Origin of the sequence: Variovorax sp. OK212 (genome assembly GCF_900112425.1) — a bacterium.
In the GTDB taxonomy this organism is placed as follows: Bacteria; Pseudomonadota; Gammaproteobacteria; order Burkholderiales; family Burkholderiaceae_C; genus Variovorax.
On sequence record NZ_FOLP01000015.1, the window covers coordinates 1 to 22,897 of the forward strand.

A 22,897-nucleotide genomic window follows, 5' to 3' on the forward strand; every position below is an offset into this window, starting at 1 on the left:
GAATCGATCATGGCGCACGTGGGCACGCGGCCCGACATGCAGACCGGCCTGATCCAGTCGCTGCATGAGCTGAAGGACGGCCAGGTGGTGCGCCAGCTTGCGGCCTACACGCACGATGCCGAGCGCGACCTCGTGGCCGCGCAGGACGAAGACGGCGCGAGCTGGAGCTACACCTACGCGCACCACCTCGTCACGCGCTACACCGACCGCACCGGTCGCGGCATGAACCTGCTTTACGACGGCACCGGCGCCAATGCGAAGGCCGTGCGCGAGTGGTCGGACGACGGCAGCTTCGCGCTCACGCTGGAGTGGGACCGCAATATCCGCCTGACCTACGTGACCGATGCGCTGGGCGGAGAGACCTGGCATTACTACGACATCCAGGGCTACACCTACCGCATCATTCATCCCGACCGGCTGCAGGAGTGGTTCTTCCGCGACGACGCGAAGAACGTCACGCGCCACATCCACACCGACGGCAGCACCGACGACTACAGCTACGACGCCGACGGCAACCTGCAGATGCACACGCGCGCCGACGGCAGCCGCGTGCACTTCGAGTACGACGCTGCGCACCGGCTCACGGGCATCCTCGACGGCGAGGGCGGCGCGTGGAAGCGCGACCACGACGCGCAGGGCCGCCTCACGGAAGAAACCGATCCGCTGGGCCACAAGACCGCGTACGCCTACGACAAGGCCGGCCGGCCGGTGCGCATCACCGATGCGAAGGGCGGCGTGAAGGCGCTGGCCTATTCGCCTTCCGGCCAACTGCTCAGCTACACCGACTGCTCCGCGAAGACCAGCCACTGGGAGTACGACGAGCGCGGCCGCCTCGCCAAGGCCACCGACGCGGCGGGCGGCGCCACCAGCTACCGCTACGCCGCCGGCCATCTCGAGGAACTCGTGCTGCCCGACGAGACCAGCGAGCACTTCGTGCACGACGCCGAAGGCCGCCTGCTGACGCACACCGATGCGCTAGGCCGTGCCACGCGCTACAGCTACACGCGCGCCGGCCTCATCGCCGGGCGCACCGACGCCGCAGGCCGCGCGCTGCGCTACCACTGGGACCTGCTGGGCCGCCTCACGGAACTGCACAACGAGAACGGCAGCCACTACAACTTCCGCTACGACCCGGTGGACCGACTGCTCGAGGAGACCGGCTTCGACCGCAAGACCACGCAGTACCTGCGCGACGAGGCCACCGGTGTGCTGGCCGGGGTGATCGAGGCGGGCGTGCGCACAGAGCTCGAATTCGATTCGATGGGCCGCTTGACCGAGCGCCGCGCCGGCGGGCAGTCGGAGCGATTCGCCTACGACCGCGACGGCCGCCTGACCGAGGCGGCCAATGCCGACGCGCGCCTGCAGTGGTTCCATGACGCGGCCGGCAACCTGACGCGCGAGCACCACCACTACCTGGCGCGCAAGCGCACGGCCGTGTGGCAGCACCGCTACGACGAACTCAACCAGCGCGTCGCCACCGTGCGGCCCGACGGCCACGTGACGCAATGGCTGACCTACGGCTCAGGCCATGTACACGGCCTGATGCTCGACGGGCAGGACATCCTGGGCTTCGAGCGCGACGACCTGCACCGCGAGGTGGCGCGCGAGCAGGGCAACGGCCTGAGCCAGCGGCTGAAGTACGACCCCGCGGGCCGGCTGCTCGAGCAGCAGATCTCGCGCACCCGGCCCGGAGGCATCGAACTCACCGGCATCCAGCGCAGCTACAGCTACGACAAGGCCGGCCAGCTCGTCGGCATCGGCGACAGCCGGCGCGGCGCGCTCGGCTACCGCTACGACCCGGTGGGGCGCCTGCTCGAAGCCAACAGCCGTGTCGGGCGCGAGGTGTTCGCCTTCGATCCGGCGGGCAACATCGCCGAGCCGCCGGCGGCCGGCGACGCGCTCGGGCACCCGGCCGGCAAGCTGCTGGACAACCTGCTGAAGAACTACGCCGGCACCAGCTACCGCTACGACGAACGCGGCAACATGACCGAGCGCGTGCGCAACGGCTGGCGCACCGTGTTCGCGTGGGACGGCTTCAACCGCATGACCGCGGCCACCGACCAGGGCGGCGCCACCACCACCTTCAGCTACGACCCCATGGGCCGCCGCATCGCCAAGCAATCGGGCGATGCCACGACGCTGTTCGGCTGGGACGGCGACCTGCTCGCGTTCGAGAGCACGCAAAGCCGCGCCGCGCAGGACGAAGGGCGCGACCAGGGCTTCGGCGTGCACTACATCCACGAGCGCGATGCGTTCGTGCCGCTGCTGCAGGTCCGCCAGGCGCATGCCGTGCTGCTGGGCGAAACCACGGACACGAAGGCGTTGATGGACGCCAACGGCGGCGTGTACGACATCGAGCAGGACCCGTTGTGGAACGGGGCGCAGCGACGGGTGCCCGCGCCCTTCGACCGGCGCGAGATTTCGTTCTACCAGTGCGACCACCTGGGCACGCCGCAGGAGCTGACCGACCACGAGGGGCAGGTGGCGTGGTCTGCGCAGTACAAGGCCTGGGGCGAGGCGCGCGAGGCCATCACCGAGGCCGGCCGGCGGGCCGGCGTGCGCAACCCGATACGGTTCCAGGGGCAGTACTTCGACGAGGAGACGGGGCTGCACTACAGCCGCTACCGCTACTACGACCCGGAGAGCGGGCGCTTCGTGTCGCAAGACCCGATCGGGCCGGCCGGCGGGCTGAATGCCATGGCCTATGCGCCGAATCCGACCGCGTTCATCGACCCGCTGGGCCTGAAGAAGTACGTGATCCTGGGCGAAGGGCAGACCTCGGTCGAAGCTTATGCTGCGGCCATGCGGCTCAAGTTCCCCTGCGACGAATTCCGGACCATCAAGAAAGACTGGATCCCCATCACCACCGCCTCCGGCGCGACACAGGAGAAGTTCGGCAGCAAGGCCTGGGAGCAGAAGGCCGTGGCCGCCAACGCGCTGTGGGTGCGGCAGCGTGCGGCCGAAGGCTACGACTTCATCGACATCGGGATCGACGGCGCGGCCAACCGCAGCCCGTTCTATGCGGCCGAGAAGAAGGCCCTGGGCCGGGTCGGCGCGAAGGTCTACAGGTCGAACCAGTGCGCCACCGTGGCGGCACGCGACGGCGCCAAGGAAAGCTCGCGGCCCAAGGCAAAAGGACGGTACGGAAGATGAAGCCATTGACCATTCACATTCCGATGCTGCGCAAGAAGGACATGCCCGAGCAGATGAACACCTTCTACGAAGATGTTCTGGGCTACGAGCGCGACGCGGAGCTCGGCGTCTTGAGGGTGCCGGGGCACGCGAACCTGGCGGTCTGCTTCAAGTACGCCGACCGGGGCGAGAAAAGAAGCGGGGCGCTGTACGAGTTTTCTCTGGAGAAGAACTTCCCCAGCTTCTGCGCGCGCCTGAAAGACAAGGGTGTCGCGTTCGACATGCTGGCGCGCACGCCCGGCTTCTATTTCGCGAGGTTCCTGGACCCGTCGGGCAACTTCATCGAGGTGATCTCGGAAAACTTCGAGGACGAAGCCGGGGTCGATGTGTCGGGGTGGAGCGGCTACCAGGACATGGATTGAGCGCAGTAGGCGCAGCAGGCGCAACTGGCGCGGCCATCGCGGCGGCCCGCGAGCGCGCCATCGCGCGCCGTCGCGCGTCATCGAGGGCTGGCCCGCGCCGGTCCTCACTGTCGGCAAGGCCTCCGGCGCCACCCTCGGGCAGCACTTTGCCCGCCGAGCCTGCTACTCCCGACCTCCGGGTTTTCGATAACTAAATCATCTTGATTTAGTCGCTTTCCTGGCCGATAGTCGCCCTGCGCCCGGACGTCGAGGCTTTCAGTTTCAGCAAAGCCCGAGCGATCCGGTTCCAAAAGACCGCAGGCGCCTCGCCGCCCGCTCAAGGAGACAAACCATGTTCGGCACCCGTTCCATCCTGGCCATGGCGGCCATGTCCCTCGTCGCAGTGGCTGCGTCCGCTGCCGACCAGCCCGTCATCGGCCTGGTCACCAAGACCGAGACCAACCCCTTCTTCGTGAAGATGAAAGAAGGCGCGCAGGAAGAGGCCAAGAAGCTCGGTGCCAAGCTGCTGTCGGGCGCGGGCAAGGCCGACGGCGACAACGCGGGGCAGATCACCGCGATGGAAAACATGATTGCCGCGGGCGCCAAGACCATCCTCATCACGCCCAGCGACGCCAAGGCGATCGTGCCGGCCATCAAGAAGGCGCGCGACAAGGGCGTGATGGTGATCGCGCTCGACAGCCCGGCCGATCCGCCGGACGCGACCGACGCGCTCTTCGCCACCAACAACTACACGGCCGGCGTGCTGATCGGCGAATACGCCAAGGCCGCCATGGCCGGCAAGACGCCCAAGATCGTCGCGCTCGACCTGCTGCCGGGCCACCCGGTGGGCGCGCAGCGCCACAACGGCTTCATGAAGGGCTTCGGCCTGCCGGCCAACGAGGCCAAGTCGAACGAGCTGTCGAAGTCGCCCGAGATCGTCTGCATGGCCGACAGCTACGGCGACCAGGCCAAGGCGCAGACGGTGATGGAAAACTGCCTGCAGAAGGCGCCCGAGGTGAACCTGGTCTACACCATCAACGAGCCCGCCGCGGCCGGTGCGTACAACGCGCTGAAGCGCGCCGGCAAGGAGAAGGGCGTGCTGATCGTCTCGGTGGACGGCGGCTGCCAGGGCATCAAGGACACCAACGCCGGCATCATCGCCGCGACCTCGCAGCAGTACCCGCTGAAGATGGCCGCCATGGGCGTGGCCGCGGGCGTGGAGTTCGCGAAGACGGGCAAGAAGGCCTCGGGCTACGTCGACACCGGCGTGACGCTGATCGCCGGCAAGAGCGTGGCGGGCGTCGACAGCAAGGACACCAAGACCGGTGCCGAGCTGTGCTGGGGCAAGAAGTGATCCGGCGCACCGGCACCGGCATCTAGAACCAAAGCCCCCGCATTCAAGTACCCAGGACCCGCCATGGCCAAGTCTTCCAAGCACCACATCCCGTGGGGCGCCCTCGGGCCGTGGCTGGCCCTGCTCGGCGCGTGCATCTTCTTTGCAACCCAGTCCGACCGCTTCCTCACGGGCGGCAACCTCTCGCTGATTCTTCAGCAGGTGATGGTGGTGGGCGTGATCGCCATCGGCCAGACGCTGATCATCCTCACGGCGGGCATCGACCTGTCGTGCGGCATGGTGATGGCGCTGGGCGGGATCATCATGAGCAAGTTCGCCACCGAGCTCGGCCTGCCCGTGCCGGTGGCCATCCTGTGCGGCATCGGCGTGACCACGCTGTTCGGCCTGCTCAACGGCCTCTTGGTCACGCGCATCAAGCTGCCGCCTTTCATCGTGACGCTGGGCACGCTGAACATCGCCTTCGCGATCACGCAGCTGTACTCGTCGTCGCAGACCATCACCGACCTGCCCGCGGGCCTCACGGGGCTGGGCACCACCTTCACCATCGGCAGCGCCGAGGTGGCGTGGGGTTCGGTGCTGATGGTGGCGCTCTACGCGCTCGTGTGGTTCGTGCTGCGCGAGACGGGCGCGGGCCGCCACATCTATGCGGTGGGCAACAACGCGGAGGCCACTCGGCTGGTGGGCATTCCCACGCAGCGCGTGCTGCTGGGCGTGTACGTGGCCGCGGGCGTGCTGTACGGCATTGCCTCGCTGCTGTCGGTGGCGCGCACCGGCGTGGGCGACCCGAACGCGGGCCAGACCGAGAACCTCGACGCCATCACGGCGGTGGTGCTCGGCGGCACCAGCCTCTTCGGCGGACGCGGCGTGGTGCTGGGCTCGCTGATCGGCGTGCTCATCGTGGGCGTGTTCCGCAACGGGCTCACGCTGATGGGCGTGTCGTCGATCTACCAGGTGCTGGTCACGGGCGTGCTGGTGATTCTTGCGGTGGCCGCCGACCAGCTTTCGCGCAGGGGGGCACGCTGATGAACACCGCTGCAAACCCGCGGTCCGCCAAGATCGTGATGCAGGCCAAGGGCCTGGTGAAGCGCTACGGCCAGGTCACGGCGCTCGACGGCGTCGACTTCGAGCTGCGCGAGGGCGAGATCCTCGCGGTGATCGGCGACAACGGCGCGGGCAAGTCCTCGCTCATCAAGGCGCTGTCGGGCGCGGTGGTTCCCGACGAAGGGCAGATCCTGCTCGACGGCAAGCCGGTGCAGTTTCGCAACCCGCTGGACGCACGCCGCGCGGGCATCGAGACCGTGTATCAGGACCTGGCCGTTGCCCCGGCCATGACCATCTACGAGAACCTGTTCCTCGGCCGCGAGCTGCGCCGCCCGGGCTTCCTGGGCAACGTGCTGCGCATGCTCGACAAGAAGAAGATGCTGCAGGAAAGCGCCGCGCGCATGGCCGACCTGAAGGTGGGCATCCAGTCGATGACGCAGGCCGTCGAAACGCTCTCGGGCGGCCAGCGCCAGTGCGTGGCCGTGGCGCGCAGCGCGGCCTTCGCGCGGCACGTGGTCATCATGGACGAGCCGACCGCCGCGCTCGGCGTGAAGGAGGGCAACATGGTGCTGGAGCTGATCCGCCGCGTGCGCGACCGCGGCCTGCCCGTGGTGCTCATCAGCCACAACATGCCGCACGTGTTCGAGGTGGCCGACCGCATCCACGTGGCGCGGCTGGGCAAGCGCGCGGCCGTGCTCGACCCGAAGAAGATCAGCATGAGCGACACCGTCGCCGTGATGACCGGCGCCATGACGGCCGACCAGTTGCCCGCGGAGGCGCATGCCTGATGCGGACACCCCTGTGCGCATGCCCGACCTGTTGCGGCCCCGCGGGTCCAACCAGGTCGGCATGCGCCAGTTCAACGAACGCACGGTGCTGCAGGCCCTGCGCGTTCACACCAGCCTGCCCAAGGCCGACCTCGCGCGGCTGACCGGGCTCAGCGCGCAGACCATCGGTCTCATCACCGCGCGGCTGGAGGAAGACGGCCTCATCGTCAAGCAGAGCCGCGTGCGCGGACGCATCGGCCAGCCATCGGTGCCGCTGGCGCTGAACCCCGACGGCGCGTTCTCCATCGGCATCAAGGTGGGGCGGCGCGGCGCCGAATGGCTGCTGATCGACTTCACCGCGCAGGTGCGCGAGCGCCACGCCATCAGCTACGACTTTCCCGACGTGGACGAGCTGCTGCCCGCCATTGCGCAACACATCCACCGGCTGCGCGACGGCCTTGGCCCGCTGGCCGTGCGCAACGTGGGCGCGGGCCTGGCCGCGCCGTTCCAGCTCGGCGGCTGGCACCGCACGCTGGGCCTGTCGAAGGCGCAGGCCGACCTGTGGAACCAGATGGACCTGGCGGGCGAGGTGCGCGCGCGCACCGACGTGCCGGTGAGCTTCGCGCGCGACACCGTGGCCGCCTGCGTGGCCGAACTGGTGGGCGGACGCGGGCACGACCTGAAGAGCTTTCTGTACATCTTCGTCGACACCTTCGTGGGCGGCGGGCTGGTCATCAACTCGCACCTGCACACGGGCGTGCACGGCAACGCAGGCGCGCTGGCGTCGCTGCCGATGCAGCCGCCGGGCAACGGCGGAACGTTGCCGATGCAACTCATCGCGCAGGCCTCGCTCTGGGAGCTGGAGCAGCGCCTGACTGCCGAAGGCCTCGACGCAATGGCCGCTTATGACGAGCGCGCGTTGCAGCCGCCGCATGCGGCCATCACGCTGGCGTGGCTGGACAGCGCCTCGCAGGCGCTGGCGCATGCCATCGTGAGCGGCACGGCCATGCTCGACCTGGCCGACGTGGTGGTCGACGGCTCGATGTCGCGCGTGCTGCTGCAGGCGCTGCTCGAACGCACGCGCGCCGCGCTGGACCGGTGCAACTGGGAAGGGCTGTGGCAGCCGCAGCTGCACGGCGGCAGGGCGGGCGCGCAGGCCTGCGCGCTGGGCGGCGCGATGCTGCCGCTGCACGCGAACTTCGCGCCGGACCACGACGTGTTCTTGAAGGCAGCCTGAAGACCTGTGGGGGCGGGGCGCGTGTTCAGGGCGTGGGCCGGGGCGGTCCCGATAATGCAGCCCTGTCATTCGGAACCAGGAACACATGAGCGCCGCAGATTTCCTTCTTGCCCCCGAGGTGCAAAAGATATTGACGGTCGTCTACGCGGCGCCCGGTCAGCAGTTTTCTGCCAGTGAGCTGGCGCAGCGTTGCAAGCTGCCTTCCGAGGATGTGGCGCGCACGGTGGCGCATCTTGTGGGCAGCGGCATTCTGAAGCTGCACAAGCCGAAAGCGGACGAAGCCGAGGCCGTGTCTATCGACCCCACGTTTGTCTTCCATGACGAACTGCGCAGCATCGCGTTCAAGTCGTTCGCCGCGGCAGAGCCGGTTCGCGCGATGCTGCGCGGCAAGTTCAAGGACTCGGTGGTGCGCGCTTTCATCCTGGGAGAGGACGCGGACGGCACGCTGGAACTGCTGGTCGTGCACGGGCAGCTGATGCCCGACGAAGTGGCGATGACGCTGGCGTGCCAGAAGCTGTCCAAAAACATCCATCGGCATCTGAAGATGCAGGTGATCTCGAACATCAGCTTCAATGGACTGACGCCGCGCGATGCGGTGATGGCGAAGCTCGCGTCCGGGTCGGCCATCGAGGTCATCGCGCCGGGGGATACGAAGGCGCAGCTGGCTGTCGAGAAGGTGGGGCTGTTGCAGAGCGCGAAGAAGAAACTGGCCACGTTGGGGCGTTCTGCGGGCTGAGTTCTTTACATCGCTGTTCGGGGCGCGTGCGCAGGCCATCGGGTGCTCCCCGCGCGAATGTCCCCCGGGGCTTCGCCGCTCCTCCTTTTTTTCGCCGCCGAGAGCACCCGGTGCCCTGCGCACCAAGGGGCGCTGCTGCAGTGCGAGCGCCTCGGGTGCTTTGCCCGGGCATCACCAACCGGCGTTTTCACGACGCTGGCGGGCTCTGGAGCACCGGGCTCGGCCAACGGCACCGGCACCGCCGCGTCGTTCGCCTTTCCCCGCGCCTGCGCCATGGCTCGCCAGGTCTTGATCGCGCAGTCCGCAATGCCTTCGCTGCCCGCCTTCGCCTTACTGCTTGACGTGCGTGTTGCCGGATGAGTCCGCCGGGGCCCGCTGGGCGGCGGCAGCCGCTTCCGCTTCCTTGTCCTTCTTGTTGGCCATGTGCCGCCCGACCACGCAACCGCCCGCGGCGCCGATCAGGCCGTGGTGTCCTGCGACATGCCCGCCCACACCGCCCACGACGGCACCCTTGATGCAGCCCTTTGCGTCTGCGGCGACGGGCATGGCGAGGAATGCGGCGGCGGTAGCCGCCGCGAGTAAAGCGAACGAAGTCTTCATCGGAGGTCCTTGTCTTTGAAGCTTGGGGACACTCAGGCTAGCTGTCTGCGCGCCGGCGAGCGTACGCGGCGGGTGGCTCCGGCTGTAGGCGCGTTTCGGTTGTGTCGGCGCAGCAGAGGCTGGGCATCCCCCACGTGGTGCGGTGGTGTGGTGGTGCGGTGGCGGCGCGGTACCGACCGCGGGCGGGTCGTTTGCCGTGGCCGTGTGGCGGACACCGGCAGCCACCTGCTTCGCAAGACCACCTCGGCGGGCGCTGTCCTCAAGCGCTCGCGGGCGCTGCGCGGACTGCGCTGGTCAATTCGGCGTGAGCCGATACAAGCCGCCCTCGTGCTCGTCCTCGATCAACCACAGCGCGCCGTCCGGCGCCTGCTCGACGGCGCGCACGCGAAAGCCGACCGTCCAGTGCTCGGCCGGTGTCGCGACGGCGCCTTGCACATCGATCCGGTGCAGGGCACGGCTGACCAGGCCAGGCGCGAACGCCGAGCCCTTCCACTGCGCAAACATCGCGCCGCTGTAGAACATCAGGTTGCCGGGCGCCAGCACAGGGGTCCAGTAGATCGCGGGCTTGGCGAGGTCGGGGCGGGTGTCGGGGCTGGCAATGGGCACGCCGTCGTAGTTCACCGCATAGGAAACGAGCGGCCAGCCGTAGTTCTTGCCCGGCTCGATCAGGTTCAGCTCGTCGCCGCCGCGCGGGCCGTGCTCGAGCTCCCAGAGGCGGCCGTCCGGCGCGAACGCAAGGCCGTAGGGCGTGCGATGCCCTGATGTCCAGGTCTCCGACGGCGTCAGGTTGGGGCCGTCGAAAACATGGGTGCGCACGACGGGTGCGGTCTTGGCGGCCTCGGTATCTCTTGGCGGATCGATCACCGGAACGGACCGTGCGCCGGTCTTGCCCTCCATCGGGTTGCCGGGCGCGGGCTTGCCATCCAGGGTCAGTCGCAGGATCTTGCCGGCCGGTTGGTTCGGGTCCTGGGCGGGGGTGAAGCGCTGCCTGTCGCCGGCCGTAAGGAACAGAAATTTCTGGTCCGGCGAAAAGGCCACGGCAGCGCCGACCTGGCCCCCTTTGCCCTTGATCGGGTCGCGCCAGACGACCTTCAGGTTCTCCAGCGACGCGGTGCCGGTGCCGAGCTTCAGCGTCGCACGGGCCAGCGCCAGGCTCGATGTGTTCGGCTGCTGCCCGGGCTCCGAATAGGTGAGGTAGATGGCCCCGTCGCTCGAATAGGACGGGGCCAGGTACACGCCGAGCAGGCCGTTCTGGCCTTGATAAAGCACCGGCGGCACGCCCGTGACCTCGAGCTTCTGCCCCGCTGGCGTCGCCAGAAAGAGCTTGCCGCTCTTCTCGGTGATCAGCATGCGTGCGTCGGGCAGGAAGGCGATGCGCCATGGCAAGTCGAACTGCGCAACCTTCGTGAGCTTGAAGGGAGGCGTTGGGCTGGCGGGAAGCGCTCCGGCGTTGATCTGCGCAAGCACGGGCGTTGCCGCCACAAGCACGCAAGGGATGAGACCCGACTTCGGCAGTTGCATGCTTCGCTCGTCCGCCCGTTGCCGCGATCAGGCCAGTGCCTGGTTGAATGTCGCCAGCAGGCGCGTCCATGCGCGCTCGGCCTGGGCTGCGTCGTAGACCCGTGAGTCGGGCGGGCACCATCCGTGGGCTGCGGGGTACACCTCCACCTCGGCGGACAGCTTCGCGCTCTCGAACGCGGTGCGCAGCGTGGTCTTGGTTTCGGGCTCCTTGGCGTCGTCGTTCTCGGCCACTGCAATCAGGTAGCGCGCCTTCGTCTGGGCCAGCAGGCGATGGGGGCTGTCGGGCGACCCGTTCACCATGGCGGCACCGTGGAAGGTGCCGACGGCGCCCACGCGGTCGGGCGCCACGGTCGCGGTACGCACCGCAATCGGCCCGCCCATGCAGTAGCCGGTGGTGCCGAGCTTGCGCGCCTTGTCCACCTCTTTTTGGGCATCGAGCCAGGCCACGAAGGCTTTGGCGTCGCTCAGGTGCATGGCCGGGGTCAGGGCCTGCATCAGCGGCATCACCTCGGCGATGGCCGTCTGGCCGCCCTGCGCCGCGGTGGGCGCTTTCTTCTGCCGGTAGAAGGGGTTCACCACCAGCACGCTGTAGCCCGATTCGGCCAGGCGCCGACCCATTTGCCTGAAGGCCGGGCGTAGGCCGAACACGTCGGGCCAGATCAGCACGCCGGGTGCCGCGCCCGCCGTGGGTGCGACAAAGTAGGCGTCGCAGCTGCCGTCCACCGTGGTGATGGTCACCTCGCGTTCGGCCACGCCCCCGCGTTGGCCACGCCGGGCAACGCCGTCAGCAGGCCGGCGGATGCGGCCCACGTGCCGAAGTCGCGGCGGGTGTACTTCTTGAGCTCTTCCTGGTCGTTCAGATCACACATGTCGGGTCTACCTTGTCGGGGTTGCGTCAGGGGTCCGCTTTTCCCACGAATCGCGACGGGCAGCAAGCAAGGGGTCTTTCCCGGTCGTTGAGCGTGGCCGCGTCGGCCGGGAAGCGACGGGGTCCGCGAGCGTTCGTCCGGCGACGCGCTCATGTCGGCTCTTTTCGATCCTTCGGAATCCCGAACAGGCACATCAGGCTTCCCGCCAGCAGCAATGCAACGGACACACCAAGGCCGGCACAAGAACAGAAAGCCCGCGCGGGCTCGAGCTCCGTGCTCGAACCGAGCGAACCCCATCCGCTATGTGCCCTTGCCCTGCGAGGCCAGCAGGTTGCGTGCTTCCACGAGCAGCGGCTTCACCGCTTCGAAGGTTTTCGCGCTCGGGTTGATCACGCTCACCCAGTGCATGTTGGCCTCCGTCGGATGCGGCATGAGCCGGTCGAGCGCGGTGTAGTCGATGCCCGCCCGTTCCTGTTCGCCGAAGAGTGCATGAAAGGTTTGCTCGCCTGTGCGGATGTTGAGCCGGAACACGCCGGGGCGGTTCAGGTTCGAGGCGCTGTCGGCGTCGCTGTCCTTCGTGACGAGGGTCGCGAACGGCAGCTTGTTGTCCGTCCCGTGAAAGAAAAAGCTGTTGTCGCCGGCAACCACGAAATGGCCACCGCCGAGCATGTCGATGAGGTGTTGGGTGATGTCGTCTTCGGTCATGTGCTGCAAAAAAAGCGCTGTCGCTCTGTCGCCCTTCGGGTCTGTCGAACAGCCAGATGCGCATGATGCCTGCATACCGCCAATGGCAGATGGAGCAACGGCCTGCGAAAGCTCACACTGCCGCCCATGACCGAAGCCGAAATGCTCGCCACGCAGAAGCAACTGGGGCTCGACCGCGAACGGCTCGAGCGCGAGAAGCTGGAATTCGAGCAGAAGAAGATGCAGCGCGTGACCATCGCGATCTCGATGGTGGCGCTGGTGGTCTCGCTGCTGCAGGTGGCCGTGGCCTTCATGCAGAGCCGCCTGAGCACCGCGCAGACGGTGGAGAAGTTCATTCCGCACCTGCAGAAGCCGGAGACGCGCGACGCCGCGCTGCTGACCATGGCCGCCTTCACCGACCAGGAGTTCGTGACCCAGCTGGCCGAGAAGCTCAAGGCCACGAGCGTGCTCGAGACGCTGCAGGCCAAGGGCACCGACCAGGAGAAGGCGCGCGCCACCGAGGCGCTGTCGTCGCTCGACGTCAAGCGCAAGCAACTGCTGGAGCGCGCCTTCGACGACAACAAGCAGACGCGCATCCAGGCCACCACCGAGCTGGTGCGCCAATGGTCGAGCGACCCGAAGGTGGTGCCCGAGACCATCGCCGCGGCCGGCGGCAAGGCGGGCAACCCGAGCGGCGTGGTCAACGCATTGGTGGTGCTGCGCGAGGCGCAGCCCGAAGCCCTGCGCGCCAACTCGGCGGAGCTGCTGCCGTTCCTCGACAAGGTGGAGGCGAACGGGCCGCAGACGCGCGCGCTGACGGCGCAGGTGCGCGAGCGCGCCGGCCTGCCTGCGAGCACGCCTTGACTGCGCGGTGACCCGGCGTCCCGGCGTCCCGGCGACCTAGGGCCCCGGCTCAGGGCTTCCAGCGCCGCAGCCCGAGTTCTTCGGCGAGTTGGCGGTAGCGCTGGATCTGCGCCTGCACGTAGTCGTCGAGCGCGGCACCGGTGAGCGCGAAGGGGTACAGGCCGTGCTGCTCGCGCAGCGCCGCATAGCCGGGCGCGGCGCTCGCTTCGCGGAAGGCCGCGACCCACGCGCGCGCGGCCGCCTCGGGCACGTCGGCGCTCAGGTACAGGCCGCGCACGGTCGGCCATACCAGGTCGACGCCTTGCTCGCGCGCGGTCGGCACGCCGGTGAGCGCGCCGCCCAGGCGGTTCTCCGACAGCACCGCGAGCAGCCGCACCGCCGCGCCGCCCGCCATGGCCTGCAGCGCCTCGGCCGCGTCGCCGGGGAAGGCATCGACGTGCTTGCCCTGCAGCGCGCCCAGCGCATCGCCGCCGCCTTCGAAGGACACGAAGCGCATCGCCTTGTGGTCGCGCCCCGCGGCGCGCACCAGCAGCGCGGCCTTCACCCAGTCCTGGCTGCCGACGGTGCCGCCCGCGCCGAAGGCGATGCGCGAGGTGTCCTGGCGCAGCGCGGCGACCAGGTCCTGCAGGCGCTTGCAGGGCGAGTCGCGGTGCACGGCAATCACGCCGTAGTCGGTGCCCAGCGTGGCGATCCATCGCACGGCGGACGGCGGGTGCGGCCCGAAGCGGCCCTGCGCCAGGTTGAGCAGCGAGCCGCTCGAAAAAGCCACCAGCGTGCCCGGCCCGCCGAGCTTGCCGGTGGCGATGCGGTCGAACGCGACCGCGCCGATGCCGCCCGGCAGGTAGCGCTGGGCCAGCGGTGGGCGCGCGGGCCGCACGGCCTGCAGTGCATCGCGCGCCAGGGCGCAGGTCAGCGCGAAACCGCCGCCGGCCTTGGCGGGAATCACGCAGTCGGCGGCGTCTTCGGAAGGGTCGCCCGCGGCCATCGCGCGCGTGCCGGCCAGCGGCGTCAGCAGCGCGGACAGCGCGCGAAGTGCGTGGCGGCGGGTGAATGGAATTTGCATGGGGCGGGCCTGTCAGGCGACAGCCGGGCGCGGCCACCAGATGATCGCATGCAGCCCCGGGCCGGCCTCGCGTGCCTCGAGCCGCAGCTCGCCCTGGTGCCGCTGCGCGATGGAGCGCGCAATGGCCAGCCCGAGCCCGAAGCCGCCCTTGCCCGCGCGCGCGCCGCGGCGAAAGCGCTGGCCCAGCGCGGCGCGTTCTTCGTCGCTCAGGCCCGGCCCGTCGTCCTCGACGTTGAGGCTCCAGCCCGCCGCGTCGCCGGCCGCAAAGAGCGTGATGGTGCCCTCGGCCGGCGTGTAGGTGATGGCGTTGGTCACCAGGTTGCTCAGCGCTTCGCGCATCAGCCCGCGGTCGGCCACGGCGAGGAACTCCGGCGTCGGTGAATGAATGCCCAGGTCGATGCCCAGGTCGATCCGCTTGGCGCGCGCCAGCGGCAGCAGGTCGACCGCCACTTCGCGCAGCAGCGCGGCCATGTCGAACGCGGCGGGCTCCACCAGCACCGTGTCGCTGCGGCCCAGCGCCAGCAGCTGCTGCGCGCTGCGCGTGGCGCGGCCGATTTCGGTGCCGAGCGCGTCGAGCGCCACCTGTACCTGCGCCGGGTCCTGCTCGCGGCGTGCGTAGTCGGCCTGCATCTGCAGCGTGGTGAGGTGCGTGCGCAGCTGGTGCGAGGCGTCGTCCAGGAACTGGCGCTGCTGCGTCACCAGGTCCTGCGTGCGCGACATCTGCTGGTTGACGGCGGCCACCAGCGGGCGCACTTCGGCGGGCAGGTCGGTCTCGGCGATGCGCGTGAGGTCGTCGGGCGTGCGCGCCTGCACCTCGCGCGCAAGGCGCGACAACGGCCGCAGCGCAGTCGCCAGCGCCACCGCGGTGCCGCACAGCAGCATGGCCAGCACCAGGGCGTCGCGCAGCGCCGCGCTGCGCACGAAGCGCGCGCTGAACTCCTGGCGCGAGCGCGTGCTCTCGCCGACCTGGATCAGCACGCTGCGCCCGGTGCTGCCGGCCGGCGCGCGGTCCAGGTCGCGCCGGTAGGCGGCCAGGCGCACGGCCTCGCCGAAGTAGGTTGCGTCGTAGAAGGCCGGCACGCCCATCGCCAGTTCGGCGGGCGGCGCGGGCAGGTCGGCGCTGCCCAGCTCCACCAGTCCGTCGGAGGTCGAGACGCGAAAGAACACCTGCCCGCTGGCCGTGAGCTCGAAGAACTCGAACATGGTGTACGGCAGCTCGACCGACAGGCCGCCCGAGGCGGTCGAGATGTTGGCGTCGATGGACTTGAGCGCGCCCAGCAGCGAGCGGTCGTAGGCCGCGTTGGCGGCGGCGAGCGCGTCGTGACGCGTCATCCACAGCTCCAGGCCGGTCACGATCAGCAGTGCAGGGAACAGCAGCAGCGCAAGGCGCTGCCACAGGCTCGCGCGCTGGAGCCGCTCACGGCATCGCAAGGTCGGCGGGCGCACGCTCACTCAGTCGGCTTCCAGCACATAGCCCAGCCCGCGCAGCGTCACGATGCGCACGCCGCTGCCGTCCAGCCGCTTGCGCAGCCGGTAGACGAAGACCTCGACCGCCTCGGGGTGCACCTCTTCGTCGTCGGAGAACACGCGCTCCAGTATCTGTTGCTTCGACAGCGGCTCGCCGCTGCGCTGCACCAGCACGCGCAGCACGGCCAGCTCGCGCGGGGAGAGCGCCAGCGCCTCGCCGTTCAGCGTGAAATGCCGGCGCGCGCCGTCGTACACCAGCGCGCCGCAGGCCAGGCGCGGATGTTCCACGCCGCGCGCGCGGCGCACCAGCGCGTGCAGCCGCGCTTCGAGTTCGGCCAGCGCGAAGGGCTTGGCAAGAAAGTCGTCCGCCCCCGCATTGAGCGAGGCCACGCGTTCGTTCAGCGAATCGCGCGCGGTGAGGATGAGCGCGGGCAGCCGCTGGTCGCGTTCGCGCAGCCGCTGCAGCACCGTGTGGCCGTCCATGCCCGGCAGGCCCAGGTCGAGCACCAGCGCGTCGTGGTCGCGCTGCTGCAGCGCCCGGTCGGCCAGGCGCCCGTCGTCCACCCATTCGACCTGGATGCCCGCGTGCTCGAGCGCCTTGCAGAGCCAGGTGCCCAGGGTGTGTTCGTCTTCGGCCAGCAGGATGCGCATGGCGCGATGCTAGGGCCTGCGCCCATCAATCCGGCTTGATGTTTGCCCTTGCGATCACCTTCTGCCAGCGCTTCTGCTCGGCCGCGATGAACTGCGCGAACTGCTCCGGCGTGCCGCCCACGGCCTCGGCCGCATCGGCCGTCAGGCGCTGCATCGAGTCGGGCGACTTCACCGCCTTCATCGTCTCGGCCGAGAGCTTGGTCATCTGCGCGGGCGTGAAGTTGGCCGGCGCGAGCATGCCGTACCACTGCGTCATTTCGAAGCCCGGGAAGCCCTGCTCGGCCACGGTCGGCACGTCGGGCAACTGTGCCAGGCGATGGGCCGAGCCGGTCGCGATGCAGCGCACCTTGCCGGCCTTGATGAACGGAATGATCGCGGCCGCACCGATGGCCGAGGCGTCGAGCCGGCCCGAGAGCAGGTCGGTCACCATCGGGCCGGTGCCGCGGTAGGGCACGTGCAGCATGAACACGTCGGCCGTCATCTTCAGGTACTCGAAGGCCAGGTGGCCTGCGCTGCCGTTGCCCGCGGACCCGTAGCTGAGCTTGCCGGGCTTGGACTTGGCGTAGGCGATGAACTCCTTCAGGTTTTTCGCCGGCACGTCGGGGTGCACCACGTAGAGGCTGGGCACCTTGGCCAGCAGGCTCACGGGCTTGAAGTCCTTGTTGGGGTCGTAGGGCAGCTTGGCAAAGATGTACGGGTTGACCGCCAGCGTGCCGATGTGGCCCAGGATGACCGTGTGCTGGTCGGTGCTGCGCGCCACTTCGCTCATGGCGATGTTGCCGGCCGCGCCGGGCTTGTTGTCGACGAACACGCTCTGGCCGAGGGTGCGCGAGAGTTCGGCGGCGGTCGAGCGCGCGACGATTTCCGAGCTGCCGCCGGGCGCGAAGGGCACGACGAAGCGAATCGACTTGCTGGGCCAGGTGTCTTGCGCCGAGGCCAGCGAGGGCAGCAGCCCGCCGAGGGCGAGGGCGCCGCCGGCCTGCAGCCAGTGGCGGCGGTTGTGGGCGGCGTCGTTCGGGACATCGTGGGGAAAGAGGTCGGACATGGTGTGTCTCCAGCGCTTTTGGTTTGAAAGGGCGCATCGTGCCCGGGCGATGCTGTCGGAATGCTGTCAGTCGGGCTGGCCGTGCGTCCAGTGGTCCCGGCCCAGCGCGTCCGTGAGCCGGGCGATGAGCGCCTCCACCCGCGCCAGCACACCGTCGACCTGCGCGCGCACCGGCGCGTAGGCGAAGCGCAGGTTGTGGAAGATCGTGCCCTCGTCGGGGTCGTCGTTGCGCAGGTACAGCGTGCCGTCGTGCAGCCGCAGGTCGAGGTACCAGCCCTGCTCGTAGTCGGAAAACACCTCGCCGGGCGTGCCGGGTGCCAGCGACTCGAGGAAGGCCCGGGCATCGCTGAAGCGGTCGTGCCACGGAAACTCCACCAGCAAGCGTCCGGGGGCGTGGACCACCGGCCGGCTCCAGAAATGCGTGCCGTCGGCCGGGTCCTTGCCGTGCCGCGCGGCCTTGGCCAGCAGGTCGCGGTAGTGGCGGCACAGCGCGTCTTCGCGGCCCGTGCAGTCGGCCGACAGCACGAAGCCTTGTGCCGCGCCCGGAATCTCCGGCATGTACAGCGGCTCGCGCAGGGTCTCCCACTGTTCGGGCGAGATCTGCGACGACGGGCCGTAGTAGAACGAGGGTTCGACGATGAAGGCGACGTCGATGCGCACGTCGTCCACCGGCTCGGCTCGCGCGGCCCAGTCGGGGGGGTCGGGCACGTCGGGCATCGTGGGCACCCCTGGCGGATGGGCCATGCCGCGCGTCAGATCAGGTTGCGCATCGCCTGCGCCGTCTCGCGCAGCACCGGCAGCACGCGGGCCACCGCGTCTTCCGAGCTCTCGTGCCCCATCGGCATCGTGATGTTCAGCGCGCCCACCAGCGTGCCGTGCCGGTCGCGCAGCGGCACCGCGATGCCGCGCGAGTTCAGGTCGAGCTGCTGTTCCGACAGCGCCCAGCCCTGCGCGCGGATGCGCGCCAGCTCGAGCTTCATGCGCTCCATGCTGGCGATGGTGTGCGAGGTGAACACGGTCAGCTGGCGCGCAGTGAGCCAGGCGTTGAGCTCGGCGTCGCTGCGCAGCGCGAGCATCAGCATGCCCGAGGCCGTGACCTGCGCCGGCACGCGCGCGCCCAGCACGTAGCCAGTGCTCATGCTGCGGTTGGGGCCGTTGCGCGCGATGTAGACGACCTCGTCGCCGTCCATCACGCTGAGGTACGCGATCTCGTTGGTGCCGGCCGCCACCCGCTGCAGGAAGGGCTGCACCACGCGCGGCAGCCGGGCCGATTCCAGGTACGACTGCCCCAGGCGCAGCACGCGCGGCGTGAGCCAGAACAGCTTGCCGTCGCTGGCCACGTAGCCCATGTGCTGCAGCGTGAGCAGGTAGCGCCGCGCGGCGGTGCGGGTCATGTTGGTGCGCTGGCCGGCCTGGCTGGCGGTCAGGCGCGGGTTGGCGTCGTCGAAGGCTTCGATGATGCTCACGCCGCGCTCCAGCCCCGCGATCCAGTCGCGCTTGTCCAGGCCCGCGGGCGGGGCGGAGTCGTCCTGGGTGTCCTTGGCGGCGGGGAGGGCGGCGGCAGTGGCAGTGGCAGCGACGGTCATGGGCGGGAAGTGTGCCTTCGGGCGGGTCTGCGGTGAACGCCTCCGGCATCCCGGAAAACCCTAGATTTGAACGATTGACGATTTTTGCAGTTCGATAATCGCACGTTCAAGCGCCCCGCAGGCTGCAAGGATCAAGCGAAGAGACTATAAAGCTCGGCATCCGGCCTCGAAACGAGCGATTGACGAACGGAAGCAAGCACATGAGCCATTCCATCCGCGGCAGCACCCAGGCATACCTGATTCCGGGCGACCCGGTTCGCAATGTGCGGCTGCCGCGCATGTTCAACGCCGCCTTCGAGCGCTACGAGATCGACGCGGTGCTGCTGCCCATGCAGGTGCCGGTGCGCGACTTCGCGATGTTCTTCAAGTCGGCCTTTCTCGCGCGCAACGTGCGCGGCATGGTGATCGCGCCGCCGCACAAGCCGCTGGTGGTCGACCTGCTCGACGGCTGCGGCCTGTTCGGGCGCGTGGCCGGTTCGGTCAACGTGGTGCGCCGCACCGAGGGCGACCAGCTCGAGGGCGACCTGTTCGACGGCGAAGGCCTGATCGGCGCGCTCGACCACTGCAACATCCCGTTCCGCGGCAAGCGCGTGCTGATCCTCGGCGCGGGCGTGAGCGCCGCGGCCATCGGCGTGGCGCTGGCCGAGGGCGGTACCGTGAACGGCGCGGAGCACATCGCCTTTCACGACACGGCCGCCGGCAAGGCGGCCGGCGTGGCCGCCAAGCTGAATGCCTTCTTCGACGCGACGGTGGTCGCGGTGGAAAGCAACGCGCCCGAGGGCTATGACCTCGTCATCAACGCCACGCCGCTCGGGCTGGTCGAGGGCGACGCGCTGCCGGTCGACGTGACGCGCATGGACGGCCATGCGGCGCTGTTCGACATTCTTCTGCGCAACCAGCCCACGCCGCTGGTGCGCGCGGCCCGCGCGCGCGGGCTCAATGCGCAGGCGGGCTTCGAGATGCTCATTCAGCAGATGCCGCACTACTTCCGCTACTTCGGCCACCTGGACGCGGCCGAGGCGATGCAGGCGGACGCCGATTTCCTGCGCGAAATCATCTACCCGCCGGCCATGCAGGCCGAGATTGCGCAGCCCCTGCGCTACCACTCGCCCAGCGTGGCCTGAGCCCCCTTCACCAAAGAAACGACCGACATGATCTCCGGCAAGACCACCCTCATCGCCCACCTGGGTTTCCCCACCGAGGCCTTCAAGGCCCCGATGATCTACAACCCCTGGTTCGACCAGAAGGGCATCGACGCGGTGGTCGTGCCCATGGGCGTGAAGCCCGAGGACTACGCGGCGTCGCTGCCGCAGATCTTCAGATTCAGCAACCTGCGCGGCGCGCTCGTGACCATGCCGCACAAGGTCACGACCATGTCGCTGGTCGACGAGGTGACGCCCACCGCGCGCGTGGCGGGCGCCTGCAACGCCATCCTGAAGCGGCCCGACGGCACGCTGCTGGGCGACCAGTTCGACGGCGCGGGTTTCGTGCGCGGCGTGGAGCGCAAGGGGCGCCTGTTCAAGGGCGCGCGCGTGCTGGTGTCGGGCACGGGCGGCGTGGGCTCGGCCATTGCCGCGTCGATCGCCGCCGCCGGCGCGGCCGAGCTGATGCTGTTCGACATGAGCGAGGCTTCCGCCAATGCACTGGCCGCGCGGCTGCGCGAGAACTATTCGCAGATGAAGGTGAACACGGGCTCCAAAGACCCGGCCGGCTACGACGTGGTGGTCAACGCCACGCCACTCGGCATGAAGGAGGGCGACCCGCTGCCCTTCGACATCGACCGCATCGACCCCGCCACCTTCGTCGGCGAGGTCGTGATGAAGACCGAGTTCACGCCGCTGCTGCAGGCCGCCAAGGCCAAGGGCTGCGCGGTGCAGGTGGGCACCGACATGCTGTTCGAGATGATTCCGGCGTACCTGGAGTTCTTTGGCTTCGGCACCGCGTCGCCCGACGAACTGCGCGCCGTGGCCCAGCTGAAATACTGATTGAAATATGGATGAAGCCCAGGCCAGCCCTGCCTTGCCTTGCCCCTCTCCCCGGGGGTGAAGGCCGGCGGCCTCATCACCGGTCGTGGCCTCGCGAAGGCTGCGGCCCCTCACCCCAACCCTCTCCCCAAGGGAGAGGGAGAAAGAAAAAAGACCTGACATGAGCATCTTCGAAGGCTTCCTCTCCACCTCCGAAACGCTGGGCGCCTTCAGCGACCGCGCGTTCGTCGACGCCATGCTGCGCTTCGAAGCCGCGCTGGCGCGCGCGCAGGCCGCCGAAGGGCTGATTCCCGAAAGCGCCGCCCACTCGATCGTGAGCAGCTGCAAGGTCGAGCTGTTCGACGTGGCCAAGATCGTGCGCGAAAGCGGGCGTGCCGGCAGCGTCGCCATTCCGCTGGTGAAGGCGCTGCGCGAAGCCGTGGGCCTGTTCAATGCCGAGGCCGCGCCCTTCGTGCACTTCGGCAGCACCAGCCAGGACGTGATCGACAGCGCCATGGCGCTGGTCACGCGCGAGGCCGTGGCGCTGGTCGAGACCGACCTGGCCAAGGCCGCCGACGCGCTGCTGCGCCTGGCCGTCACGCACGCCGAAACGCCGATGCTCGCGCGCACGCTGATGCAGCCGGCCTCCGTGACCAGCTTCGGCTTCAAGTGCGCCGGCTGGGCCGCGCCGCTGGTGCGCAGCCGCATCCGCCTGCGCGAGGCCGCAAGGCACGCGCTGCAGCTGCAGCTGGGCGGTGCCGTCGGCACGCTGGCGCAGATGGGGGGGCAGGGCGCGGCGGTGCGCAAGCGCATGGCCAAGGAACTGGGCCTGGGCGACCCCGGCGCCACCTGGCACACGCAGCGCGACGAATGGGTGGCGCTGGGCTGCGAGCTCGGCCTGATGACGGGCAGCCTCGGCAAGATCGCGGTCGACATCGCGCTGCTCGGCCAGTACGAAGTGGCCGAGGTCGCCGAGCCCAGCGAGCCCGGGCGTGGCGGCTCGTCGGCCATGCCGCACAAGCGCAACCCGGTGGCCTCGATGGTGGCCATTGCCGCCGCGCACCGCGCGCCGCAGCGCGTGGCCGCCTTGCTCGGCGCCATGCCGCAACAGCACGAGCGCGCGCTCGGCGCCTGGCAGGCCGAGCTGGGCGAGTGGCCCCAGCTGCTGATGTCGGCGCACGGCAGCGTGCGCGCCATGGCGGGCGCGTTGCCCGGCCTGCAGGTGGACGCCGCGCGCATGCGCGCCAACATCGACCGGCTGCGCGCCGAACTCCCGCGCGACGCGGCCGACGAATGGTTCGACCCCGCGCTCGCGCACAACGCCGGGCAGACCGCGCTCGCCGAAGTGAAGGCGCTGCAGGCCCGGCTGACCGAACACGAAGAACACAGAGAACACAAGGAACCCTCGAAATGACCGCCCCCGAATTTCCCGCAACACCCGACGTGCCGGCCGACGGCTACGAATCCGGCCTCCTGAACCGCCGCCGCGTGCTGGGCGACGCCTGGGTCGACAAGTCGCTCGCCAACCGCAACGAGTTCAACGCCGAGTTCCAGGAGCTCATCACGCGCCACGCGTGGAACGACATCTGGGGCCGCCCCGCGCTGGGCGACAAGACGCGCCGCTACATGGTGCTGTCGATGATGCTGGGCATCCACGCCTACGAGGAGTTCGCGATGCACGTGCGCGCCGCGCTCGACGGCCCGCCCGAGTCGCGCCTGACGCCCGAGGACATCAAGGAAGTGATCATGATGGCCGCCATCTACTGCGGCGTGCCGGTGGCCAACCACGCCTTCGGCATTGCCACCGGCATCCTGCGCGAGAAGGGCCTGCTGGCGGCGGCCGCACCCCAATCACCCCAGCCCGCCTCCAGGTGAGCGCGCCGGACGCCCGCAAGAAGGGCCGGTTCGACGTCAG

General features: G+C 69.3%; 23 protein-coding genes. 12 read left to right on the forward strand and 11 right to left on the reverse strand.

Going from position 1 to position 22,897, the window contains the following annotated elements:
• From BM004_RS29975 to BM004_RS30005, 7 genes are all read left to right on the forward strand, one after another.
• Positions 1-3,153: RHS repeat-associated core domain-containing protein (locus BM004_RS29975; protein ID WP_143072557.1), on the forward strand; the 3,153-nt coding region annotated here is incomplete at its 5' end.
• Complete coding sequence (locus tag BM004_RS29980; protein WP_143072558.1) at positions 3,150-3,554, forward strand: VOC family protein; 405 nt, start codon at positions 3,150-3,152, stop codon at positions 3,552-3,554. The genes BM004_RS29975 and BM004_RS29980, both read left to right, overlap by 4 nt.
• A 331-nt stretch (positions 3,555-3,885) precedes the next feature.
• A complete protein-coding gene (locus tag BM004_RS29985; RefSeq protein WP_093131822.1) occupies positions 3,886-4,887 on the forward strand; it encodes a sugar ABC transporter substrate-binding protein in 1,002 nt (333 codons plus the stop codon).
• A 63-nt stretch (positions 4,888-4,950) separates the two neighbouring features.
• Complete coding sequence (locus tag BM004_RS29990) at positions 4,951-5,910, forward strand: ABC transporter permease (RefSeq protein ID WP_093131825.1); 960 nt, start codon at positions 4,951-4,953, stop codon at positions 5,908-5,910.
• Positions 5,910-6,716, forward strand: a complete 807-nt coding sequence (locus tag BM004_RS29995) for an ATP-binding cassette domain-containing protein (RefSeq protein ID WP_093131827.1) — start codon at positions 5,910-5,912, stop codon at positions 6,714-6,716. The genes BM004_RS29990 and BM004_RS29995 overlap by 1 nt, the downstream gene beginning before the upstream one ends.
• Positions 6,709-7,932, forward strand: a complete 1,224-nt coding sequence (locus BM004_RS30000) for an ROK family transcriptional regulator (RefSeq protein WP_093218856.1) — start codon at positions 6,709-6,711, stop codon at positions 7,930-7,932. The genes BM004_RS29995 and BM004_RS30000 overlap by 8 nt, the downstream gene beginning before the upstream one ends.
• Before the next feature lie 85 nt (positions 7,933-8,017).
• Positions 8,018-8,668, forward strand: coding sequence for a hypothetical protein (locus tag BM004_RS30005; protein WP_093218858.1), 651 nt, complete (start codon positions 8,018-8,020; stop codon positions 8,666-8,668).
• A 330-nt stretch (positions 8,669-8,998) separates the two neighbouring features.
• Here the strand turns inward: BM004_RS30005 and BM004_RS30010 are convergent, their stop codons facing one another.
• From BM004_RS30010 to BM004_RS30025, 5 genes are all read right to left on the reverse strand, one after another.
• Positions 8,999-9,268, reverse strand: a complete 270-nt coding sequence (locus BM004_RS30010; protein WP_371271041.1) for a hypothetical protein — start codon at positions 9,266-9,268, stop codon at positions 8,999-9,001.
• Between the two features lie 294 nt (positions 9,269-9,562).
• Positions 9,563-10,789, reverse strand: a complete 1,227-nt coding sequence (locus BM004_RS30015) for a PQQ-dependent sugar dehydrogenase (protein WP_093218859.1) — start codon at positions 10,787-10,789, stop codon at positions 9,563-9,565.
• A gap of 27 nt (positions 10,790-10,816) precedes the next feature.
• Positions 10,817-11,542 (reverse strand): dienelactone hydrolase family protein, encoded by a 726-nt coding sequence (locus BM004_RS30020; RefSeq protein WP_218152745.1) that lies wholly within the window; start codon positions 11,540-11,542, stop codon positions 10,817-10,819.
• On the reverse strand, positions 11,524-11,658 hold the full coding sequence (locus BM004_RS42130; RefSeq protein ID WP_256220114.1) for a hypothetical protein: 135 nt from the start codon (positions 11,656-11,658) through the stop codon (positions 11,524-11,526). The genes BM004_RS30020 and BM004_RS42130 overlap by 19 nt, the downstream gene beginning before the upstream one ends.
• 300 nt (positions 11,659-11,958) lie before the next feature.
• Positions 11,959-12,363 (reverse strand): DUF6194 family protein, encoded by a 405-nt coding sequence (locus BM004_RS30025; protein WP_093218861.1) that lies wholly within the window; start codon positions 12,361-12,363, stop codon positions 11,959-11,961.
• A 126-nt stretch (positions 12,364-12,489) separates the two neighbouring features.
• Here BM004_RS30025 and BM004_RS30030 point away from each other — a divergent pair, with 126 nt between their 5' ends.
• A complete protein-coding gene (locus BM004_RS30030; protein WP_093131838.1) occupies positions 12,490-13,206 on the forward strand; it encodes a hypothetical protein in 717 nt (238 codons plus the stop codon).
• Between the two features lie 49 nt (positions 13,207-13,255).
• Here the strand turns inward: BM004_RS30030 and BM004_RS30035 are convergent, their stop codons facing one another.
• The 6 genes from BM004_RS30035 to BM004_RS30060 form a co-directional block, all read right to left on the reverse strand.
• Positions 13,256-14,269, reverse strand: a complete 1,014-nt coding sequence (locus BM004_RS30035) for a Bug family tripartite tricarboxylate transporter substrate binding protein (protein ID WP_093218862.1) — start codon at positions 14,267-14,269, stop codon at positions 13,256-13,258.
• Between the two features lie 12 nt (positions 14,270-14,281).
• Positions 14,282-15,721, reverse strand: a complete 1,440-nt coding sequence (locus BM004_RS30040; protein ID WP_256220115.1) for a sensor histidine kinase — start codon at positions 15,719-15,721, stop codon at positions 14,282-14,284.
• Complete coding sequence (locus tag BM004_RS30045; protein WP_093131842.1) at positions 15,722-16,387, reverse strand: response regulator; 666 nt, start codon at positions 16,385-16,387, stop codon at positions 15,722-15,724.
• Between the two features lie 25 nt (positions 16,388-16,412).
• The gene (locus BM004_RS30050) at positions 16,413-17,432 is read right to left on the reverse strand and encodes a Bug family tripartite tricarboxylate transporter substrate binding protein (protein WP_093218864.1); all 1,020 of its coding nucleotides are present in this window, start codon (positions 17,430-17,432) and stop codon (positions 16,413-16,415) included.
• Between the two features lie 66 nt (positions 17,433-17,498).
• On the reverse strand, positions 17,499-18,176 hold the full coding sequence (locus BM004_RS30055) for a BRO1 domain-containing protein (RefSeq protein WP_143072559.1): 678 nt from the start codon (positions 18,174-18,176) through the stop codon (positions 17,499-17,501).
• Between the two features lie 8 nt (positions 18,177-18,184).
• Positions 18,185-19,018, reverse strand: coding sequence for an IclR family transcriptional regulator domain-containing protein (locus tag BM004_RS30060; RefSeq protein ID WP_093218867.1), 834 nt, complete (start codon positions 19,016-19,018; stop codon positions 18,185-18,187).
• A gap of 200 nt (positions 19,019-19,218) precedes the next feature.
• Here BM004_RS30060 and BM004_RS30065 point away from each other — a divergent pair, with 200 nt between their 5' ends.
• From BM004_RS30065 to BM004_RS30080, 4 genes are all read left to right on the forward strand, one after another.
• On the forward strand, positions 19,219-20,142 hold the full coding sequence (locus tag BM004_RS30065; RefSeq protein ID WP_093218997.1) for a shikimate dehydrogenase family protein: 924 nt from the start codon (positions 19,219-19,221) through the stop codon (positions 20,140-20,142).
• 27 nt (positions 20,143-20,169) lie between these two features.
• Positions 20,170-21,003 carry a shikimate dehydrogenase family protein gene (locus BM004_RS30070; RefSeq protein ID WP_093131850.1) on the forward strand — a complete coding sequence of 278 codons (834 nt, stop codon included), beginning with the start codon at positions 20,170-20,172 and terminating at the stop codon, positions 21,001-21,003.
• Between the two features lie 160 nt (positions 21,004-21,163).
• On the forward strand, positions 21,164-22,396 hold the full coding sequence (gene pcaB / locus BM004_RS30075) for a 3-carboxy-cis,cis-muconate cycloisomerase (RefSeq protein WP_093218868.1): 1,233 nt from the start codon (positions 21,164-21,166) through the stop codon (positions 22,394-22,396).
• Positions 22,393-22,857, forward strand: a complete 465-nt coding sequence (locus tag BM004_RS30080) for a carboxymuconolactone decarboxylase family protein (RefSeq protein ID WP_093218870.1) — start codon at positions 22,393-22,395, stop codon at positions 22,855-22,857. The genes pcaB and BM004_RS30080 overlap by 4 nt, the downstream gene beginning before the upstream one ends.
• Positions 22,858-22,897 lie beyond the last annotated feature (40 nt).

What these genes read in the sequence shown, in the direction of transcription:
- BM004_RS29990 (WP_093131825.1), top strand. Translation starts at nt 4,951, where the DNA reads ATGGCCAAGTCTTCCAAGCACCACATCCCGTGGGGCGCCCTCGGGCCG.
- BM004_RS30005 (WP_093218858.1), top strand. Translation starts at nt 8,018, where the DNA reads ATGAGCGCCGCAGATTTCCTTCTTGCCCCCGAGGTGCAAAAGATATTG.
- BM004_RS29985 (WP_093131822.1), top strand. Translation starts at nt 3,886, where the DNA reads ATGTTCGGCACCCGTTCCATCCTGGCCATGGCGGCCATGTCCCTCGTC.
- BM004_RS29995 (WP_093131827.1), top strand. Translation starts at nt 5,910, where the DNA reads ATGAACACCGCTGCAAACCCGCGGTCCGCCAAGATCGTGATGCAGGCC.
- BM004_RS30035 (WP_093218862.1), bottom strand. Translation starts at nt 14,269, where the DNA reads ATGCAAATTCCATTCACCCGCCGCCACGCACTTCGCGCGCTGTCCGCG.
- BM004_RS30030 (WP_093131838.1), top strand. Translation starts at nt 12,490, where the DNA reads ATGACCGAAGCCGAAATGCTCGCCACGCAGAAGCAACTGGGGCTCGAC.
- BM004_RS30050 (WP_093218864.1), bottom strand. Translation starts at nt 17,432, where the DNA reads ATGTCCGACCTCTTTCCCCACGATGTCCCGAACGACGCCGCCCACAAC.
- BM004_RS30055 (WP_143072559.1), bottom strand. Translation starts at nt 18,176, where the DNA reads ATGGCCCATCCGCCAGGGGTGCCCACGATGCCCGACGTGCCCGACCCC.
- BM004_RS29980 (WP_143072558.1), top strand. Translation starts at nt 3,150, where the DNA reads ATGAAGCCATTGACCATTCACATTCCGATGCTGCGCAAGAAGGACATG.
- BM004_RS42130 (WP_256220114.1), bottom strand. Translation starts at nt 11,658, where the DNA reads ATGTGTGATCTGAACGACCAGGAAGAGCTCAAGAAGTACACCCGCCGC.
- BM004_RS30045 (WP_093131842.1), bottom strand. Translation starts at nt 16,387, where the DNA reads ATGCGCATCCTGCTGGCCGAAGACGAACACACCCTGGGCACCTGGCTC.
- BM004_RS30025 (WP_093218861.1), bottom strand. Translation starts at nt 12,363, where the DNA reads ATGACCGAAGACGACATCACCCAACACCTCATCGACATGCTCGGCGGT.
- BM004_RS30000 (WP_093218856.1), top strand. Translation starts at nt 6,709, where the DNA reads ATGCCTGATGCGGACACCCCTGTGCGCATGCCCGACCTGTTGCGGCCC.
- BM004_RS30060 (WP_093218867.1), bottom strand. Translation starts at nt 19,018, where the DNA reads ATGACCGTCGCTGCCACTGCCACTGCCGCCGCCCTCCCCGCCGCCAAG.
- BM004_RS30010 (WP_371271041.1), bottom strand. Translation starts at nt 9,268, where the DNA reads ATGAAGACTTCGTTCGCTTTACTCGCGGCGGCTACCGCCGCCGCATTC.
- BM004_RS30015 (WP_093218859.1), bottom strand. Translation starts at nt 10,789, where the DNA reads ATGCAACTGCCGAAGTCGGGTCTCATCCCTTGCGTGCTTGTGGCGGCA.
- BM004_RS30080 (WP_093218870.1), top strand. Translation starts at nt 22,393, where the DNA reads ATGACCGCCCCCGAATTTCCCGCAACACCCGACGTGCCGGCCGACGGC.
- BM004_RS30065 (WP_093218997.1), top strand. Translation starts at nt 19,219, where the DNA reads ATGAGCCATTCCATCCGCGGCAGCACCCAGGCATACCTGATTCCGGGC.
- pcaB (WP_093218868.1), top strand. Translation starts at nt 21,164, where the DNA reads ATGAGCATCTTCGAAGGCTTCCTCTCCACCTCCGAAACGCTGGGCGCC.
- BM004_RS30070 (WP_093131850.1), top strand. Translation starts at nt 20,170, where the DNA reads ATGATCTCCGGCAAGACCACCCTCATCGCCCACCTGGGTTTCCCCACC.